At 73.5% G+C, this 18,094-nt stretch carries 16 protein-coding genes; 7 read left to right on the plus strand and 9 right to left on the minus strand.

Going from position 1 to position 18,094, the window contains the following annotated elements; all coding sequences use genetic code 11:
• The first annotated feature begins 43 nt into the window (after nt 1-43).
• Nucleotides 44-541: a MarR family winged helix-turn-helix transcriptional regulator gene (locus ACZ5ID_RS02115; RefSeq protein ID WP_406556615.1), complete on the plus strand. Its 498-nt coding sequence runs from the start codon at nt 44-46 to the stop codon at nt 539-541.
• Nucleotides 542-985: 444 nt separating this feature from the next.
• Here the strand turns inward: ACZ5ID_RS02115 and ACZ5ID_RS02120 are convergent, their stop codons facing one another.
• Complete coding sequence (locus ACZ5ID_RS02120; protein ID WP_468892581.1) at nt 986-1,717, minus strand: SDR family NAD(P)-dependent oxidoreductase; 732 nt, start codon at nt 1,715-1,717, stop codon at nt 986-988.
• A 243-nt stretch (nt 1,718-1,960) separates the two neighbouring features.
• Between ACZ5ID_RS02120 and ACZ5ID_RS02125 the strand changes: the two genes are divergently transcribed.
• Together ACZ5ID_RS02125 and ACZ5ID_RS02130 are read left to right on the plus strand one after the other, a co-directional pair.
• The gene (locus tag ACZ5ID_RS02125; protein WP_468892582.1) at nt 1,961-2,452 is read left to right on the plus strand and encodes a DUF2269 family protein; all 492 of its coding nucleotides are present in this window, start codon (nt 1,961-1,963) and stop codon (nt 2,450-2,452) included.
• 113 nt (nt 2,453-2,565) lie between these two features.
• The gene (locus tag ACZ5ID_RS02130) at nt 2,566-3,018 is read left to right on the plus strand and encodes a nitroreductase family deazaflavin-dependent oxidoreductase (protein WP_468892584.1); all 453 of its coding nucleotides are present in this window, start codon (nt 2,566-2,568) and stop codon (nt 3,016-3,018) included.
• A gap of 57 nt (nt 3,019-3,075) precedes the next feature.
• On the opposite strand, the gene ACZ5ID_RS02135 is transcribed toward ACZ5ID_RS02130, so the two are convergent.
• Together ACZ5ID_RS02135 and ACZ5ID_RS02140 are read right to left on the minus strand one after the other, a co-directional pair.
• Complete coding sequence (locus tag ACZ5ID_RS02135; protein WP_406556003.1) at nt 3,076-3,267, minus strand: ferredoxin; 192 nt, start codon at nt 3,265-3,267, stop codon at nt 3,076-3,078.
• 12 nt (nt 3,268-3,279) lie between these two features.
• On the minus strand, nt 3,280-4,479 hold the full coding sequence (locus ACZ5ID_RS02140; RefSeq protein ID WP_468892586.1) for a cytochrome P450: 1,200 nt from the start codon (nt 4,477-4,479) through the stop codon (nt 3,280-3,282).
• Between the two features lie 196 nt (nt 4,480-4,675).
• Between ACZ5ID_RS02140 and ACZ5ID_RS02145 the strand changes: the two genes are divergently transcribed.
• Both ACZ5ID_RS02145 and ACZ5ID_RS02150 read left to right on the plus strand, forming a co-directional pair.
• Nucleotides 4,676-5,338, plus strand: coding sequence for a transcriptional regulator (locus ACZ5ID_RS02145; RefSeq protein ID WP_468892588.1), 663 nt, complete (start codon nt 4,676-4,678; stop codon nt 5,336-5,338).
• Nucleotides 5,339-5,503: 165 nt separating this feature from the next.
• Complete coding sequence (locus ACZ5ID_RS02150; RefSeq protein ID WP_468892590.1) at nt 5,504-6,130, plus strand: histidine phosphatase family protein; 627 nt, start codon at nt 5,504-5,506, stop codon at nt 6,128-6,130.
• Here ACZ5ID_RS02150 and ACZ5ID_RS02155 read toward each other — a convergent pair.
• A complete protein-coding gene (locus tag ACZ5ID_RS02155) occupies nt 6,078-6,914 on the minus strand; it encodes an ATP-grasp domain-containing protein (protein WP_468892592.1) in 837 nt (278 codons plus the stop codon). The genes ACZ5ID_RS02150 and ACZ5ID_RS02155 overlap by 53 nt on opposite strands.
• Nucleotides 6,911-7,786, minus strand: coding sequence for an ATP-grasp domain-containing protein (locus ACZ5ID_RS02160; RefSeq protein ID WP_468892594.1), 876 nt, complete (start codon nt 7,784-7,786; stop codon nt 6,911-6,913). The genes ACZ5ID_RS02155 and ACZ5ID_RS02160 overlap by 4 nt, the downstream gene beginning before the upstream one ends.
• A 670-nt stretch (nt 7,787-8,456) precedes the next feature.
• Here ACZ5ID_RS02160 and ACZ5ID_RS02165 point away from each other — a divergent pair.
• Entirely contained in the window at nt 8,457-9,887 is a 1,431-nt protein-coding gene (locus tag ACZ5ID_RS02165) for a PP2C family protein-serine/threonine phosphatase (protein ID WP_468892596.1), read from the plus strand.
• An 89-nt stretch (nt 9,888-9,976) separates the two neighbouring features.
• On the opposite strand, the gene ACZ5ID_RS02170 is transcribed toward ACZ5ID_RS02165, so the two are convergent.
• Nucleotides 9,977-11,470 (minus strand): DNA-binding protein NsdB, encoded by a 1,494-nt coding sequence (locus tag ACZ5ID_RS02170; protein WP_468892597.1) that lies wholly within the window; start codon nt 11,468-11,470, stop codon nt 9,977-9,979.
• Nucleotides 11,471-11,703: 233 nt separating this feature from the next.
• Between ACZ5ID_RS02170 and ACZ5ID_RS02175 the strand changes: the two genes are divergently transcribed.
• Nucleotides 11,704-12,843: an aminoglycoside phosphotransferase family protein gene (locus ACZ5ID_RS02175; protein WP_468892599.1), complete on the plus strand. Its 1,140-nt coding sequence runs from the start codon at nt 11,704-11,706 to the stop codon at nt 12,841-12,843.
• Nucleotides 12,844-12,965: 122 nt separating this feature from the next.
• On the opposite strand, the gene ACZ5ID_RS02180 is transcribed toward ACZ5ID_RS02175, so the two are convergent.
• The 3 genes from ACZ5ID_RS02180 to ACZ5ID_RS02190 all read right to left on the minus strand — a co-directional run bounded on the left by ACZ5ID_RS02180 (nt 12,966) and on the right by ACZ5ID_RS02190 (nt 17,852).
• Complete coding sequence (locus ACZ5ID_RS02180) at nt 12,966-14,297, minus strand: N-acetylmuramoyl-L-alanine amidase (protein ID WP_468892601.1); 1,332 nt, start codon at nt 14,295-14,297, stop codon at nt 12,966-12,968.
• A gap of 148 nt (nt 14,298-14,445) precedes the next feature.
• Nucleotides 14,446-14,946, minus strand: a complete 501-nt coding sequence (locus ACZ5ID_RS02185; RefSeq protein WP_468892603.1) for a hypothetical protein — start codon at nt 14,944-14,946, stop codon at nt 14,446-14,448.
• Between the two features lie 56 nt (nt 14,947-15,002).
• A complete protein-coding gene (locus ACZ5ID_RS02190) occupies nt 15,003-17,852 on the minus strand; it encodes an ATP-binding protein (RefSeq protein ID WP_468893147.1) in 2,850 nt (949 codons plus the stop codon).
• Nucleotides 17,853-18,094: the final 242 nt, after the last annotated feature.

Here is an 18,094-nt window from a genome sequence, read left to right on the forward strand (position 1 = left end):
GGGAAAAGTATCTCATCGCTAAGAGATTGGCTAGGGTGGATCCGTGACCGACCATGTGGACCTCCTGCTGGCGCAGTGGGGCGAGCGCCGCCCCGACCTCGACGTGTCGCCGATGGCGGTGATCGGGCGGCTCAAACGCCTCTCCCGGCTCATCGAGACCGAGCTGCGCCGCACCTTCGCCGAGCACGGTCTCGACCCGGCCTCCTTCGACGTGCTCGCGACCCTGCGCCGCAGCCCGCCGCCCCATCTGCTCTCGCCCGCCGAGCTGATGCGCTCCGCGATGGTCACCTCCGGTGCCGTCTCCCAGCGCCTCGACCGGCTGGAGGAGCGGGGTCTGGTGACCCGCTCCCCCAGCCCCACCGACGGCCGGGTCGTCCAGGTCGCCCTGACCCCCGAGGGCCGGGCCCTGATCGACCGGGCGCTGCCCGATCACCTCGCCACCGAGGAGCGGCTGCTCACGGCCCTCGCCCCGGAGCGGCGGGAGGCCCTGGCGGGTACCCTGCGCGAACTCCTCGAATCCCTCGGGGACGGCGTGGACTGATCCCAGCGGACGCGCCCCGGCGCCATCCGCGGCGAGCGCCCGCCGGGTGACGGATGGAGTACGGCCGACGCGCGTGGGCACGCGCTGGAGGAGACAGTGGAGGCGGCGTCGGCCCAAGAGCCCGGTCCCGGGCGCGGGGGCCGCCGCCACGCCCATCGGCCCGCGCACCCAGGAGGCCCCGTGACCCAGCCGCCCTACCCCGACCCCAACCCGCCGACGCCCGGGCCCACCCCGGGCCCGACGCCGGGGCGGCCCGATCCCGTACCGCCCACTCCCGGGCCGACGCCCGGTCCGCCCGCGCCCGACCCCGGACCGCTGCCCGGGCCCCTGCCCGTACCGGAGCCGGATCCCGTGCCCAGCCCGCCGGGGCCCGACCCGGTACCGGACCCGGCGCCCTCACCGGGACCCGTCACCTGACGCCCGGGCGCGGGGGCCGGTCCCCGGCTACATCCCGCCCGCCACCCGCAGGACGGTCCCCGTCGCGTACGAGGCGTCCTCGGAGAGGAGCCAGGCGACCGCCCCGGCGATCTCGTCCGGCCGGCCGGCGCGGCCCATCGGGATGGCGCCGGCGAGCTTCGCGGGGCGCTGCGGGTCCTCGTGGAAGCCGGTCCAGATGATGCCCGGCGCCACGCAGTTGACCCGGATCCCGTCGGCCGCGACCTCCTTGGCCAGACCCACCGTCATGGCGTCGACCGCGGCCTTGGTGGCGGCGTAGTGCACGTACTGACCGGGGCTGCCCAGGGTGGCGGCGGCCGAGGAGATGTTGACTATGGAGCCGCCGCCCCGCGCCGCCATGTCGCGCACGGCCCGGCGGGCACAGAGCAGATAGCCCAGCACATTGACGTCGATGGCCCGGCGCATCCCCTCCGCGTCGGCGTCCGCCAGACGGCCGTTGGGGCCGCTCACCCCCGCGTTGTTGACCAGCCCGGTGACCGGGCCGAGCGCGGCGGCGGCGTCGAAGAGCCCGTCCACCGAGGCCTCGTCCGCGGTGTCGACCGCCACCGCCAGGCCCCCGCGGCCCGCCGCGCGCACCTGATCGGCCACGGCTTCGGCGGCTGCCGCGTCCGAACGGTAGCCCACCACCACGTCGTGACCCTCGGCGGCGAGCCGGGCGCAGACCGCGGCGCCGATCCCACGGCTGCCGCCGGTGACGACGGTGACCGACCTCTGCTCCACGAAAGACCTCCGACGACGAGCGGACGACCACTCCCGACGAAGTGATCTTCCGCCCATCGTAGGGGCGGGCGCCGACAGCGCCCCGGGGCCTGTGGACGCAGAACAGGCAGGCTCACGCGGGGCCTGGCGGAAATCCGTTGGAGGCTGGCACTCCCGCCACTTCTCCCGCACCCGGGCAGGCCATAGCGTCGGCCGGGGCTTTCGTCCGAAAGCCCGCACGCCCGTACGAAAGTGCCTCAGCCCGTGACGAAGTTCCTGCTCACCGTGCACATCCTGGCCGCGATCCTCGCCGTCGGACCGGTCGCCGTGGCCGCCAGCATGTTCCCGCCCACCGCCCGGCGGGCCCTGGCCGCGCCCGGCAACGCGCAGGCGCTGGCGTCGGTGCGGCTGCTGTACCGGATCTGCCGGGTCTACGCCGCCGTGGGCGTCGCGGTACCCGTCCTCGGCTTCGCCACGGCCAGCAATATGCACATCCTCGGCGACACCTGGCTGATCGTCTCCATCGTGCTGACGACCCTCGCCGCGGGCGCGCTCATCGCGCTCGTCCTGCCCCGCCAGGACGCGATACTCACCGGGCTCGACACGGCCGCCGCGGAGGCGCGGACCGCGCCCGCGGGCGACCCGGAGGTCCGCCGGACCGTCCAACTGGCCATGTACACCGGAGTGTTCAACCTCCTGTGGGCGGCGGTGACCGTCCTCATGGTCCTGCGGCCCGGCTCCACCACCGGGGGCTGACGGCCGCGCGGGCGCGAGGAGACGTTTCCGGCCGCCCCGGTGCGCCCCGACGACGCGACTTCGCGCCGTGGTGCAGGCTGGAAGGCGACTCACCCTCGGCGAAGGAGGACGCAGTGGCTCTGAAACCCGGCGACGGCGGCGCGGTGGAGATCAGCCCGACCGGTTGGGTGGCCGAACAGGCCCGGCTGTACGAGGAGTCGGGCGGCACCAAGGGAACGACCATGCACGGCGCCCCGTGCCTGCTCCTGGACTACGTCGGCCGGCGCACCGGCGCCGTACGCCGCACCGTGCTGATCTACGGGCGCGACGGCGACGACTACCTGATCGTGGCTTCCAAGGGCGGCTCCGACGACCACCCGCTCTGGTACCTCAACCTCATGGAGGAGCCGGACGTCAGCGTCCGGATCGGCACCGAGCGGTTCCCCGCCCGCGCCGAGACCCTCTCCCCCGAGGAGAAGGCCCGGGTGTGGCCGCATCTGGTGGAGGTGTTCCCGCCGTACGCGGACTACCAGAAGAAGACCGAGCGGGACATCCCCGTCGTACGGCTGCGGCACACCGGCGACTGACGACCGGGACGGTCGGGGGTACGGCACGGGTGTCCCGTGCCGTACCCCCGCCCGGTGTCAGTCCGCGAGCGAGATGGCCTGCACCGGGCAGGCCCGGGCCGCCTCGCGGACCATGGGGTCTCCCCCGCCGTCCGCGCGCCCCGGCAGCAACTCGCTGAACCCGTCGTCGTCCTGGGTGAACACCCCCGGCGCCGTCAGGACGCACTGCCCCGAGCCGATACAGACGTCACCCTTGATGCTGATCTTCATGAGCCCACTCCACTACCAAGTGACGGGGAGTTCCAGCATCCCCTGAAGGGTGTCGCCCGGTTTGAACGGGATCCGCTCGGCGGGCGCCGCGAGCCGCAGCCCCGGCAGCCGTGTGAGCAGGGCGCCCAGGGCGATCTCCATCTCGGCCCGCGCCAGGTTCTGCCCCAGGCACTGGTGGATGCCGAACCCGAAGCCCACGTGGTGGCGGGCCGGGCGGCGCCAGTCGAGGGCGTCCGCGTCCGGATAGACCGAACCGTCCCGGTTGATCATCGAGGTGGAGAGAACGACGCCCTCGCCGGCGCGGATCACGCTCCCGGCCACCTCGATGTCCTCGGTGGCCACCCGCAGGATGCCGTCGGCGATGGAGAGGAAGCGCATCAGCTCCTCGACCGCCACCGGCATCAGCGAGAGGTCCGCCCGCAGCTCCGCCAGCCGCTCGGGGTGCTCCAGCAGCGTGAACGTCCCCAGCGACAGCATGTTCGCGGTCGTCTCGTGCCCGGCGACCAGCAGCAGCACCGCCGTCCGGACCAGTTCGGTACGGTCCATGCCGCCCGTGCGCAACTGGTCCTCGACCAGCTCGTCGAGCAGGCCGTCACCCGGCTCGCGGACCTTGTGTTCGATCAACTCGCCCAGATAGGCGTCCAGCCGGTCACGGGCGTCCCGGGTGTCGGCGGGGGCCGGACCGCGCAGCAGCCGCCGGGACTGCTCCTCGAAGAAGTCGTGGTCGTCGTAGGGCACGCCGAGCAGCGAACAGATCACCATGGACGGCACCGGCAGCGCGAACGCGGTGACCAGATCGGTCGGCGGCCCCTTCTCGACCATCGCGTCCAGCAGCCCGTCCACGGTCGCGCGGATCATCGGACGCAGGGCGGCGGTGCGTTTGAGGGTGAAGCCGGGGATGACCTTGCGGCGCTGGGTGTTGTGCTCGGGGTCGTCCACGCCGAGGAGTTCCGTGCGGCGTTCGTTGAGCGCGGCGAACCGCTCGGTGGCGACGGGGAAGTCCGGGTGGAGCCGGTCGGAGGAGAGCCGCGGGTCGACGAGCAGCGCCCGTGCCTCGGCGTGGCCGGTCACGAACCACGCGGCGCGGCCGTCGAAGAGCCGCACCCGCGACAGCGGGCCGGCCTGGCTCAGCGGCTCGTACGCGGTGGGCGGGCGGTAGGGGCAGGTGCGGTCCTGGGGGAAGGAGACGGCTGCGGTCATGGGTCCGGTCATGGGTCAACCTCGCAAGCGAAGAGTCCGTCTTGCCGATCTCCACTACATGCCCGAGGCAGCTAAATGGTCTACGCGGAGTTCGGCCGAATCACCCCCGCGGGACGATCCGGCCGGATTCCGCCCGATCGGACCCCCTCGTCCCCTGCCCGCGTGAGAGCCTGGGCAGCACGAGCGCACACGGAAGAAGGGGTCCCGTATGGCGGAGACGGCCCGAGAACTGGTGGAGCGGATCACGGCGGAGCTCGCTCCCGCGAAGGACGCCAACCGGCTGGTGCCCCGGATCGCGGACGGCTCGGCCACCGTCCACACACTGGCCGCGCTGGCCCTCGAACAGCGCCATGTCATCGCCTCCGACCTGCGCGCCTTCACCTTCCTCGCCGAGCGCTCGGCGCAGGCGGGCAATCCGGCGTGCGCGGAGTTCTTCGCCTCGCTGGCGAGCGGCGAACGGCTGGCCCTGGAGCGGCTCGGCGCGTACGAGAGCGCCTGCGGGCTCGACGCGGACGCCGTGGGGCGCTACGAGCCGCTGGCCGGCTGCCAGGCGTATCCGGCCCAGGTGGCCTGGCTGGCCCTGAACGGTGAGCCACCGTCGGTCGCCCTGGCGCTCACCGCCAACTTCGCGGCGTGGGGCGGCTACTGCGCCACCGTGGCCGAGGCGCTGCGCGCCCGCTACGGCTTCCCGGACGAGGCGTGCGGCTTCTTCGACTTCTTCGCCGAGCCCGCACCCGAGGTGGAACGCCAGGCCCTGGCGGCGGTCGCCTCGGGCATCGGCTCCGAGGCCGGAACCGCTCCGGCGCGCCGCTACGGCCGCCTGCTCCAGAGTTACGAGGAGATGTTCTGGAACACGCTGGCCGACAGATGAGCGCGCGGAGCGCCCGCCGCGCCCGCCGACCGGGACCCGGCCCCTTGTCCGTGATCTCCGCCACCGGCCCCACCTGCCGGAATGTCACTCCGCGCCGGTTGGTTGTGCCCTACACGGTCCGGCGGGAGGAGCCCGGCGGCCGGTCGCGGAGAACGGGAACGATCCATGGGCGAGTTGATCCTCATCCGGCACGGCGAGACGGCGTGGAGCCTGACCGGGCAGCACACCAGCCACACCGACCTGCCCCTCACCGGACACGGCGAGGCCCAGGCCCGCGCGGTGGCGCCGCTGCTCGCCGGACGCCGGATCGGGCTCACCCTGGTCAGCCCCACGACCCGGGCCAGGCGCACCGCCGAACTCGCCGGACTCACCGCCCCTCGGGTGCGCCCGGACCTGAGCGAGTGGGACTACGGGGCGTACGAGGGCGTCACCACCCCCGAGATCCAGCGCGACCGTCCCGACTGGAACCTGTGGACGGACGGCGTCGCCCCCGGGCCCGCCGCGCACCCGGGCGAGGACGCCGAACAGGTCGGCGAGCGGGCCGACCGGGTGCTCGCGGAGGCCGTGGCCGCGCTGGGCGGCCCGGACGCCGGCGCCGATGTCGCCCTGGTCGCCCACTCGCACTTCCTGCGCGTCCTGACGGCCCGCTACCTCGGGCTGCCCGCCGCCTCCGGGGCGCTGTTCCTGCTCGGCACCGGAGCCGTGTCGCGGCTGGGGACCGAGCACGGACGGCCGGTGATCACGGCGTGGAACACGACTCCCGCTCAGGGCGTACCCGCGACCGCGGGATGAGCCGGCCGCTCCCCGCCGCCAGGGCCAGCTCCGCGAGGGCCTCGGGGGCGCCGAGCTGACCCCGTATCCCGGGGAAGGCGTTGACGTCCACGATGACCGGGGCGCCGTCCGCGTCGACGATGTCCACCCCGTACACGTCCAGGGCGTACACCTCCCCCACCCGCAGCGCCAGCGCGGCCCAGCCGGGCGGCAGCGCGTCGAGGGGGAGGGAGCGGGTGGGGCCGCGGCCCCCGGGCGCGAGCTCGGAGCGGCGCAGCGCGGCGAAGACCCGGTCCCCGATCACCCACAGCTTGTGGTCCCAGCCGCTGTTGGCGGTGAACTCCTGCACCACCACCGGCTCCCCGGCCCACTCCTCGGCGAGCGCCCGCAGCTCCGCGCTGTCGTCGGCGCGGGCGACCAGGTCGTGGCGGCGGCTGTGCCGGCTCTTCACCACGAGCGGATAGGTGCGGTCCGGATCGTCCGGCAGGGGGGCGAGCGCGGCGAAGGTGCGGGTCGCCGCGAACGGCAGCCCGGCCCGGACGGCCGCCTCGGCCATCGCCGTGCGGTCCTGGACGAGTCCCGTCGCGGACGCGGAGTTCAGCACCGCGGCCCCGCGCGCCTCCAGCTCCCGGGCCAGCGCGAGCGCGCGGGGCGTACGGGACTTGAGCAGATAGACGTCGGCGACGCGCTCCGGGGGCGCCGAGTCCGGGTCCACCGCCTCCACCGCGTGGTCGGGGGCGAGCAGGGCGGCGGTGGCGGCGAGCAGCGGATGGCCGGGCTCCGGGGTGACGAGGCCGATCCTCATACGGCCGCCCCCGGCTGCTCGGGGATGATCGCCGCCGGGAAGACGTCCGGGGCGCTCGCCCGGCCGGTGCGGGCCAGTTCCAGCACCGCGCGCGCCACGCGCGCCGCCGCCTGGGGGACCTGGCGGAAGCTGGGGAAGTCGTTCACGTCGACCACCACCGGCCCGTCGGGCCCGAGCAGCACGTCCACCCCGTACAGGTCCAGGCCGTAGACCGCGCCGACCCGGGCGACGATCGCGGCCACCTCGGCGGGCAGCTCCACCCGCCGTTCGCGGACGGCGTGGTCGGGGTGGAGCGGGGAGCAGCGCTCGGTGGCGTACAGCTCACCGCCCACGCAGTACACCTTGAGGTCCACGCCCGCGTTGGGCACGTACGGCTGGGCCACCAGCATGCCCTGGCCTCCCAGCTGTCCCGTCATCGCGGCGAGCCGGTCCGGCGAGGGGACCAGGCACACCCCGCGTCCGGCGCTGCCGTCGGCGGGCTTGACCACCAGCGGGAACTCGGAATCGGGTATCTCCGCGAGCAGTTCGGGGACCGCCGCGGCGTAGGTCGTCGGCATCGGCAGGCCCCGGCCGCGGCCGATGGCCGCCGCGAGCGCCTTGTCCCGGACGCCGCGGATCGACCGCGCGTCGTTGACGGTGGTCAGGCCCACCGCGGCGGCGGCCTCCAGGAGCGTGAGCCCGGGGCCGCCGGACACCGTCTTGAGCACCCAGGCGTCGTGGCTGCCCGCGCTGACCGCCTCGGACATCCGCAGCAGGGAGCCGCCGGGGCGCAGTACGTCCACCCGATGACCCCAGGCGACGAGTTGGCGGATCACCTCCACCGGCATGCCGTCGTGGCGGTAGTGCTCCTCCACCAGAAAGCAGAGCCTCATCGACCTTCCCCTGTAACCCCCCGGACGTCCGCCGATCCCATCTGTCCGGCGAGCTGTGACGACACAGGATGTCATGAACGGCCAAGAACCTCGCTCTCCGCCCCGTAAAGGGTTTCGGCGCAGGTCAGCGCGGTCCCCCGGGCAGGGCGCCCCGTCGGACGACGTCCGCCTTTCCGGTGCCGCCCGCCGAGCGGCCGGGGCCGGGCGGGAGCCCCGTGCGCTTCGCCTCCTTCGGCAGGGCGGTCGCCGGGGCCGGGCGCGCGGGCGTATTGGTCGATCGGAGGTTGCGCGCCGCCCCGCTGTGCGCCCCGGGGCCGGATCGGCCCCCGCCCTGGCGGCACGGCCCTCGACCGGGGTGCCGCGCAGACCCGGACGGCCCCGGTCGGCGTCCCGGGGCCTGGATCACGGGCAAAACGGACACCGAGGCGTTGTCCTCGGCGTCCTTTCCCCTCCTCAACGGTGCTGTACTGGTGGTTTGGAGCGCGCCCACCCGTGGAAATCCCGTGCGGCGAGGCGTGCGCTGATCGCCCAAGGAAGGCCTCAGGCATATGCCAGAAGCACCACCGTATCGAGTGTTGCCAAATCCCTTACGGGGCATCGCCGCCTGTGCAACAGTCGTTACCGGTCCATCCTTCCGACTTGCAGTGCCGCGCCTGTATCGGAGTACGTCATGCCGTCCCATCTGTTCGCGGACCGTCCCAGCCCGCAACCGCCGGAGCGGGAGACGGTCGACGCACTGATCACACAGACCCGTCGGCTCCGCGGCGGAGTGGACGCCGTACGGCGGGACGCGGTCGTGGACGACGACGCGCACGGCCGCTGGCAGCGTGCCCTGTGCGACCTGGCGGTCCATCACCTCGACGACCTCGGTACGCATCTGGACCAGCTGAAGGAGGGGCTGCCCGAGCCCGCGCCGGAGGAGACCGTCGAGGAGGAGCCGCCCCGCTTCGAGCCCGACCCGCTGCCCGGCTCCCTGCTCAGCCGGGTCGGCAGCGCCGAGTGGAACCTGCTCACGGACGCGGTGGACTGGTCCGACGAGCTCTTCCAGATCTTCGGACGGCCCCCCGAGAGCGGGGCGATGTCGCTCGACGAACTGCCGTCGATGGTGTTCGCCGAGGACCAGGCCCTGCTGACGGCCATGGTGACGGACTGTCTGGTCGACGGGAAGCCGATCGACGGCGAGTTCCGGATCGTCCGCACCGACGGACGGGTCCGGACGCTGCACATGATGGGCGAGCCCGTCCTCGACGCCGACGGCTGCACCGCCTCGATGTGGGCCGTGCTGCGCGATGTGAGCGAGCTGCGCCGCAGCCAGCGCGCCGTCCGGGAGTCGCGCGACTCGCTGCGGCGCGAGCGGCACATCGCCCGGACCGAACACCGGCTCGCCGTCGAGCTCCAGGAGGCCGTGCTGCCGCCCTGGCGCGGTTCCCTGCGGCTGCCCCAGGGCAACCCGGCGGCGCTCGACGTCGCGGCGCACTATCTGCCGTCCGCCAGCAGCGCGCTCATCGGCGGCGACTGGTACGACGCGCTGGAGCTGCCCGACGGCAGGTCTTTACTGACCGTCGGAGACCTCACCGGACACGGGGTGACCGCCACCGGCGCCATGGCGATGCTGCTCGGCGCGCTGCGCGGCATGGCGGTCGCCGGCATCCGCCCCGGCGACCTCATGGGCCACCTCAACCAGCTGCTCGACCACTCGGTCCAGCCGGCCCTGGGCAGCGCGGTCTGCTGCCAGTACGACCCGGCCACCCGCGTCCTGTCCTGGGCCCAAGCGGGACACCCCGCCCCGCTGCTGTTCCGTGGCGGGACGGGGTGCGCGCTGACGCCCCCGGACGGGGTGCTGCTCGGAGCGACGTCAGGAGCCGGGTACGGACAGGCCGAGGTGCAGCTGAGGCCCGGCGATCTGCTGGTCCTGCACACCGACGGGCTGACCCGGCGGGGCACCTCGGACGAGCCGGGGTGCCGCAGGCTGCTGGAGCTCGCGCCCCGCCTCGACACGGTCCGCACCGCGCAGGACGGGGTGCGTACGGTGGTCGAGGAGTTCGGCGACGCGGACCGCCAGGGCGACGCGTGCGTGCTGGTGGCACGGATCGGGTCGTGAACGCCCGGGCGGCGAAGGTCGGTTGAGGGCGGTCCGGATCGAGTGATGCTCGGTGGGACGAGGCGGGTCCGGTGGTCCGGGCCCGCCCTTTACACGTCCGTGTTCCCGCCCCGGCGCGTCGGCGCCTTCGGCAGGGCCAGCTGGATCTCCTCGCGCAGGTCCTGGATCTTCTGGTATCCGGAGTACTGCCCGGTCAGCCGGTACATCTCGCGCAGCCGGTCCCAGGTGCGGTGGGAGGAGGTCTCCCCCATCGACACCAGGGCCAGCCGGGCGTAGCGGTCGGCCTGCTCGGGGTCGTCGGCGATGAAGCACGCCGAGGCGAGCGAGATGTAGTCGAAGATCTTCGAGCGCTGGCGCCCGTTGACCCGTAGTTCGAGCGCCTGTTTCGCATGGCGGGCCGCGATGTTCGCGGCGCTCGGGTCGTGCTCGGCGAGCGTACGGAACGCCAGGGCCTGCATGCCGTGCATGTCCGCCTCGTCGAACATCTGCATCCAGCTGGGCGGGGGGACGTCGCCCCGGTCCGAGACGAAGAGCTCCTCGGCCTCGCCGAGGGTGCGCCGCATCGCCTGACCGTGCCCCATCGACGCCTGCGCCCAGGCCTCGATGGTGTGCAGCATGGCCCGGGTGCGCGGCAGGGTCTCGTCCCCGGAGCCGGACTTGGCGAGCTTCATGAGGTCGAGCGCGTCGTCGGGACGGCCCAGATGGACCATCTGCCGGGCCGCGCGGGAGAGGGCTTCGCCGGCGCGCGGACGGTCGCCGCCCTCACGGGCCGCGTGCGCGGCGATGACGAAGTACTTCTGGGCAGTGGGTTCGAGGCCGATGTCGTGGGACATCCAGCCTGCCAGGACGGCCAGGTTGGCGGCGACGCCCCACAGGCGCCGCTGGAGGTGGTCGGGGTGACGGTAGGCGAGCATGCCGCCCACCTCGTTGAGCTGCCCCACCACGGCCTTGCGCTGAAGTCCGCCGCCCCGGGACGCGTCCCAGGCCCGGAAGACCTCGACCGAGCGCTCCAGCGCGCCGATCTCCTGTGACCCGATCGGGGCGGCCTCGTAGCGGTCGTACCCGACGGGGTCGGCGTGCAGGGGATCGTCGAGACGGGGGGCGTCGGCCGCGAGTGCCGGGTCGGTGTGCAGCCAGTCGTGCATGGCGCTGCTGAGTGCTGAGCCTGCGGCGAGCGCGGTGCCCGCGCCCACCAGACCGCGTCGGTTGAGCATGAGGTCCATTCCCGTGAATTCGGTGAGGACCGCCGCCGTCCGTTCGGGCGCCCACGGAAGGCCGTCGGGGTTGTGCTTGGGTCCGACGTCCCGCCGTTTCCCGGTGCGCCCTTGCCGGTCGAAACCGAGGTCCTCGATGGTCACGACACGGCCGAGCCGCTCGGTGAACAGCGCCGCCAGCACCCTCGGCACCGGATCGCGCGGGGACTCCCCCATGTCGATCCACCGCCGCACCCGGGAGGTGTCGGTGGCCAGCTGGGGGTGGCCCATCGCCGCCGCCTGCCGGTTCACCAGCCTCGCGAGTTCGCCCTTGGACCAGCCGGCGAGGCCGAAGAGGTCGTTCAGGCGAGTGTTGGGTTGTCCGTTCACTTCAAGCCCCCAGGTTCTCGGCTGAGTTGACAGTAACCCCCTGTCAGACGCGGTGGGACTATTCGCCAGGGTTCGCCAGGGTGCGCCAGATGGTGTGCCACCCGCGACCGGGTGTCAGGTAAGAAGGCGCCACCCCGCCCCGGCAGGCGGACCCCATTCCCCAGGGTGGGATCAGGGCCACCGGGCCGGGCTGGCCAGCAACTCGTCGGCGCACGAAGGGATCTGTCTCGCCCATGTACACAGCATCGTCCTCCGTGTCAGCCCCGCCCCGGCCGCACCGCCACCTGGTGACGGGCGGCGGACCGTACCTCGACCCCACGCACGCCGCTCCGGCGGCGCTCGGCGCCGGCCGGACCCCGCGCCGGCCCGGGGCGGGCGTCCAGCCGCTCAGCGGGAGGATCGACCTGTCCGGCCCGCAGGGCGCGCAGCTGCGGATGGCCATCGCGTCCGTGCACCGCGTCTGCCCGGAGTTCAACCCGGTGCAGGTCCTGCGGCGCAGCGGCCGGTCCGTGCTGCTCGTGGGCACCACCGGCCGCGCCACCGCGGTCGCCAAGTGCCTGCTGGACCACTCGCCCGCCTGGGCGGAGCGGTTCCGGCACGAAATAGCTGCGTACCGCGCGTTCGTCCGGCACCGCCCACCCGTGCGGGCGCCCCGGCTGATCGCGGCGGACCCGGACAACTGCACCTTGGTGATCGAGCGGATGCCCGGCCGGGCGGCGGCCCTGGCCCGGCACCCGGTCGAGGCTCCGCCCCGGACCGACATCCGGGCCGCGCTCGGGGCGATCCGCCGGGTCAACGACTGGCGCCCGCCGACCGAGCTGTTCACCCGGCCGCTGGAGTACGCGCCACGGATCGCCCGCTACCACGAGCTCGGCCTCTTCACCGACCGGGATCTGAGCGACCTCCAGAAGCTGCTGCACGGTCTGGCCCACGCGGGCCGCTCCCTCACCTGGCAGTTCTCGCACGGTGAGGCGCTGCTGACGAACATCCTGCTGTCGCCCGCGGGCCCGGTGCTCGTCGACTGGGAGCACGCCGGCTGGTATCTGCCGGGGTACGACCTGGCGACGCTGTGGGCGGTGCTCGGGGACGCCCCGGCGGCCCGGCGGCAGATCAGCCAGGCGGCCCAGGCCGCGGGCCCGGCCGCGCGGGACGCCTTCCTGGTGAACCTGATGCTCGTACTGACGCGGGAGATCCGGACGTACGAGACGGCCGTGCAGCGCGCCATGCGCGATTCGGCGCCCTCGGGCACCGCCTCGCCGCAGCAGCCGGGTGTGCCCTCGGCCGGAGAGCAGCAGCGGCTGCTGCTGCGCAGGCTGCACGACGACTGCGCCATGGCGCGTCGGGCCGTGCGTGCGGCGGTCGGGACCCGCTGACCGCCGCCGTGTGAGGGGCCCGTCCGGCTACCTGCTCCGCCGGAGGGGCCCGGGAAAGGGGCGCGCCGCGCACCCGGTGCCGACACACCGGGGGCGCGGCGCGTCGCCGTGTGCGGGTGTCCTCAGCGCACCCGTACGACATCCACGTCGGCGGCCCGCACCACGCCGACGCGGTGGCCGAGCTGGACGGTGACGTACTTCGCCGCGCCGGGGAAGTACGTGTGGTCGTACGGGAGCGAGGAGTCGATGGTCGGCGCGTAGAAGTAGCCGGTGGGGGCCTCGCCGCCGCCGGGGTAGGACTGGCCCGCCTTGATGGTGTACGGGAGCGGGGCGCCCACGCGCGGGGCGGTGAAGTCGGCCGGGTAGTCGGCCTTGTCGGGGTAGGCGACGCCGTACACCGGCACCTCGGTCAGTCCGGGCTTCGGCCGGACGACCCGGCCGGCCGTGGGGGTGGTGGTGCGGGTGTGCTCGGGCGTCCGGAGCCAGGCCTTCTGGCCGTACCACCAGATCGCCGTCCAGCCGGGTCTGCGCTCGGCCACCACGGCCTGCTGGGTGGCGCTGATCTTGCTGCCCCAATCGGCGGCGCAGTTGGTGCCGGGCTGACCGGGGGCGTGGAGGCCGGGGTCGGCGAAGAGCGGGGCGGTGGTGGCGGGCTCGGTGTACAGGGGGACGGCGCTGCTGCCCTGGACGGGCAGGTCGGTGTTCTTCTCGCAGTCGCGGAAGACCTGCTGGTTGGTGGCGAACTCGGGGCTGATGGTGACGAGTCGGCTGCTCGGGCGGGCGGTGGGGTGGGTGGGGGCGCCGAGCACGGCCATGAAGCGGTTCCAGTCCCAGTACGGGCCCGGGTCCCAGTGCATGTTCTTGGTGCCCGCGGCCGTGGTGGGCGGCACGTTCTCGTGGCCGAGGATGTGCTGCCGGTCGAGGGGGATGTCGTACTTGGCGGCGAGATAGCGCACCAGCGCGGCCGTGGAGCGGTACATCTGCGGGGTGTACCAGGTGGCGCCCTCGACGGCGACGCCCTCCTGTTCGATGCCGATGGAGTGCGTGTTGATGTACCAGTTCCCGGCCTGCCAGGCGACGTCCTTGGTCTTCACCATCTGCGCCACATGGCCGTCCGAGGAACGGACGACGTAGTGCGCGGAGACGGCTCTCCTGGGATCCTGGAAGATCCGGATCGTCCCGGCGTAGTCCTCTTCGGTGTCGTGCAGGACGATGTACTTGATCCGGTTGGTGGACGGCCGGTCGGCGATGTCGTAGTTCCCGTACGCCTGCTTATTGGCCGGGTCGCCGTTCTGCTGGTACGCCGCGGGAATCCAGTCGCACTTCAGTACGCGCGGGCACTCGGTGGCACGCTCCTGGGCACCGGCCGGTGACACGGGGGCGAGGAGGGCGAGCCCGAAGGCCCCGGTGGCGGTCAGCGCGAGTGCGAGCCTGGTCCTCTGATGGGATGTCATGGCGGCCCTTCCTGCCGGGAGTTCACCTCGGTGCGGTGCGCGCACACTGTGTGACCCCGGGTGAGGGCGCGTCAAGAGCGCTGCGGGAAGGGCGTGTTGTGTCAGTGGAGGAGACCAGTGGCAGGCCGTTGACCTGCCACTGGCGCCGTCAGCCCTGCTGGAAGAGTTCCGCGGGAAGCGGCTTGAGGAGCGCGTACAGATCGTCGGTGATCGGCCGGTCCCAGCTCGCGATGGTGACGAGCACCCGGTCGCTGCGGTCGAACTGGACACAGGAGACGCGGCTCTCGGAGAGCTTGAGGCGCCGCACGATCAGCAGGTTGTCGCCCTGCATCACGGGGATGTCCTCGGCGCCGACGACCTCGACGGGCTCGTCGTTCTCCAGCGCCAGCAGGAGCTGGGCGACCTCGAAGGGCACCTGGCCCTCGTCCAGCTCGCGGGCCGGGGAGCCCTCGGGCAGATTGCCGATGACCATCGCGGGGCCCCGGCCGCCGAACAGGTCGTAGCGCAGGAAGACGCCCTGGCAGCTTCCGTCGGGTGCGGGCAGCAGCCCGGCCCCGAGGTTTCCGGGCCAGTCGCCCGGGTCCATGGCCAGGACATCGAAGTCCGGGCCCGCGGGAGTGGCGGAGCTGCGGCGGCGGAGGAACGACATGCCGCCATGGTACGTGGCCGGGGCACCGCGACGGGCCCCGGCCCACGTCCGGTCGCTCAGCGCGGCGGCGCCCCGGGGGCGGAGTGGGGCTCGCTGTGCCGCAGGACCTCCGGCAGCCCGGCCCGGTCGGTACCGAGCTTGCGGAAGACGCCCGAGAGCAGCAGCTCCACGTCCCGCTCCCGCACACCCAGCTCCTCGGCGATGCGAGTGTTCTCCCAGCCCCGTGCCGCCCGGTCGGCCGCCATCTTCTCGTGCGTGGTCAGCGAGTCCGTGCCCACCGCACGCAGCCGCAGCGGGCGCAGCCCGGAGGCGGCCAGCTCCTGGCGGGCCCGGGCCGCCAGCGCGTCGGCGCCGCAGCTCGCCGCGCTCTCCATGCCCCGGACGAGCAGCTCCGAGGCGTCCTGGGGCAGACCCGCCCGGCTGAGCGCCGCGCCGTGGTCGACGAGCGCGCGGGCCAGCTCGTACGCGGACGGCGAGCGCTCCAGGTGGTGCACGGCCTCCGCGAGGAGTTTGAGGCTCTTCGCGCCGGTGGCGACCTTGGCGGCCGAGTGCAGGGCCCGGCCGATGGCGCCGGACGTGCCGAACCTGCGGGCGAGCTCCACGGCCTCGTCGGCCACCTTCTGGGCCTCGGCCGGGTCGGCCTGGGCCAGTGATTCGGCGAGCAGGGGCCGCCAGGGGCACCAGGCCGGGTTGCGCATGCCCCGGCGGTCCAGGCGCCGGCCGACCGCGCGCAGCCGCTGCTCGGCGTCGCTGCGCAGCCCGCGGGCGAGCAGGAGCTCGCTGTAGACGGTCTCGGAGTCGGGGTAGACGACGGCGTTGGGGACGACCTGGCCGTAGTTGTAGCGGTCGGAGAGGTCCTGCGCCTCGTCCACCCTCCCCCTGGCCAGCAGGATCTCCATCAGGATGCCGAGGGCGAACCACTGCGCGGGGATGCGCTGGCCGACCCGGTCGGCGATCCGCAGTCCGCCGTGGACCAGGTCCTCGGCCTCGGCGAGCCGGCCGCGGCAGAACCGGATGTAGCCGAGCAGGGTGAGCCCGAACGAGAGGTGGGCGCCGCGCCAGCCCCGGTTCTCGCACTCCGCGATGCCCTTGCTGAACAGCTCGTCCGCGCGGCCCGGCTGGTCGCAGTACATGAAGGTGAGCGCGACCATCACGGGGACCTCGAAGCCCCACTCCTCGTCGGTCCAGGAGAGGCCGTCGCCGAGCGCCTCCTCGGCGTAGGCGAGCGCGGTGGCGGCGGGCTCGCCCCGGACCATGGCGTCCCAGGCGCGCAGGCCCAGGATGTAGCGCTCGGCCATACCCCGGGTGGTGAGGTGGTCGGCGAGGCGGGCGAGCCTGCGCGAGCGGGCGGCGGAGTCCTGCTCGTCGGCGCGGAAGGCGTTCCACTTGAAGCCCTCGGCCTGCATCCGCAGCCGGGTGCGCGGATTGTTGGAGCTCCTGGCCTCGAGGGCGACCAGCTCGGCCGCCTCACCCATCCGGTCGGTGTGGGCCAGTGCCTGGGCGAGCCGGCAGGTGATCGCCTCGCGCAGGGCGGGGTCGAGCTCCGGCTCCTCCAGGGCCGCCTGGAGGTGGTTGACGGTGGTGGCGGGTTCGTTCAGGAGCGCCGAGCAGCCGAGCTCGAACAGCACCTCGGCCCGGTCCTCCAGGGAGGGCGGTTCGCGCAGGGCGCGGGCCAGACAGCGCCGGGCGGCCTCGGGGGCGCCGGCCCGCATGCACTCGCGCGCCGCGGCCCTCAGCTGCTGCACCGCCCAGCGGTCGTCCTCGGGATGCATCTCCAGGAGGTGGCGGGCGGCCACCGTGGGGCCGAGGCCCGCCTCGGTGACGCGGACGGCGGCCTGCCCGTGCATGGCCACCCGCATCGCGGGCGGGATGGCCCGGTAGACGGCGGTGCCGACCAGCGGGTGGAAGAAGTCCAGCCGGTCGCTGTCGCCCGTGCGCTCGGCCAGGATGCGGGCCTCGCGCAGCCGCCCGATCGCGTCCACCGACTCCTCGGCGCCCAGTCCGCCCACACTGCTCGCCATCTGCGGGTCGACCGAGGTGCCCAGGATGGCGACGGCCCAGGCCAGCCTGACCGGCGAGGGGCCGAGCCGCTCCAGGCGCTCGACGAGTCCGCTGCCGCGGGCGGAGGAGGCGAGCTCGCGCAGCTCGGCCGCGTTGGCGTAGTGCGGTTTGATGTTCCGCTCGTGGATCTTGGCGATCAGCTCGACGGCCTCGAACGGGTTGCCTCCGGTGAGCGCCCAGCACTCGCGGGAGAAGAGGTCGTCGGCGCCGTTCTGCAGTACGTCGTGGACGAGCCTGCCCACGCCGTGCGGGGAGAGCGGGGCCAGGGTGACGGGGCGGGAGCCGTGCCGCTCGGCCAGCCGGTGGAACTCGACGGCCCGCGCGGGCAGCTCGTCGGGCCGGTAGGCCGTCACGATCAGGATCGGCAGTTCGGCGGCGCGCAGCGCGAACGAGCTCAGCCAGGTGAGGGACTCGCCGTCCGCCCAGTGCGCGTCGTCGACGATGAGCACGACGGGTGTGTGCTGGACGGCGAACCGGGTCACCAGCCAGTCGAGGCCGTCGCGCACTCCCTGCGGGTCGGGCGAGCCGCCGCCCGGGAGGGCGACCAGGCCGACCGCGGGCGCCACGATGTCGTACCAGGTCCCCAGTATCCTGCGGTGTTCGTCCTCGCCGGTCGCGGCCAGTACGGGCTGCACCAGCTGGCGCACCACATGGAAGGCCACGCCCTGTTCCTGTTCGCCGCCGCGGGCGGTCAGCAGGGTGCAGCCGCGTGCGACGGCCTCCCTGCGGATCTCGGCGATCAGGGTCGTCTTGCCGAGTCCGGCCGCTCCCGCGATCGCGAGCAGCCCGCCGCTCGGCGCGCCCGTATCCCCCTCGGCTCCGGTGCCGCACAGATCGTCCAGCATGCCTTCGAAAAGCAGGAGTTCGTTCTCCCGTTCGAACAGCCGCCTGCGCGCACCACCGGTCCGCCGGCCTTTCGAGTCCGCCACAACCGTCCCCTTTGCCAGTAGGGCCGAGCCTACGCTTTCGGACACGCACCGTGACACCGATGTGACTGTCTTGCAAATCCAGCTTGACTAACTGGCCTGGATCTGCTCGGGCGTTGGACCGCTTCCGGGGGGCGCGAAGCGCCGGTCCACACGCCGCT

This window comes from Streptomyces sp. NPDC031670 (genome assembly GCF_055580545.1).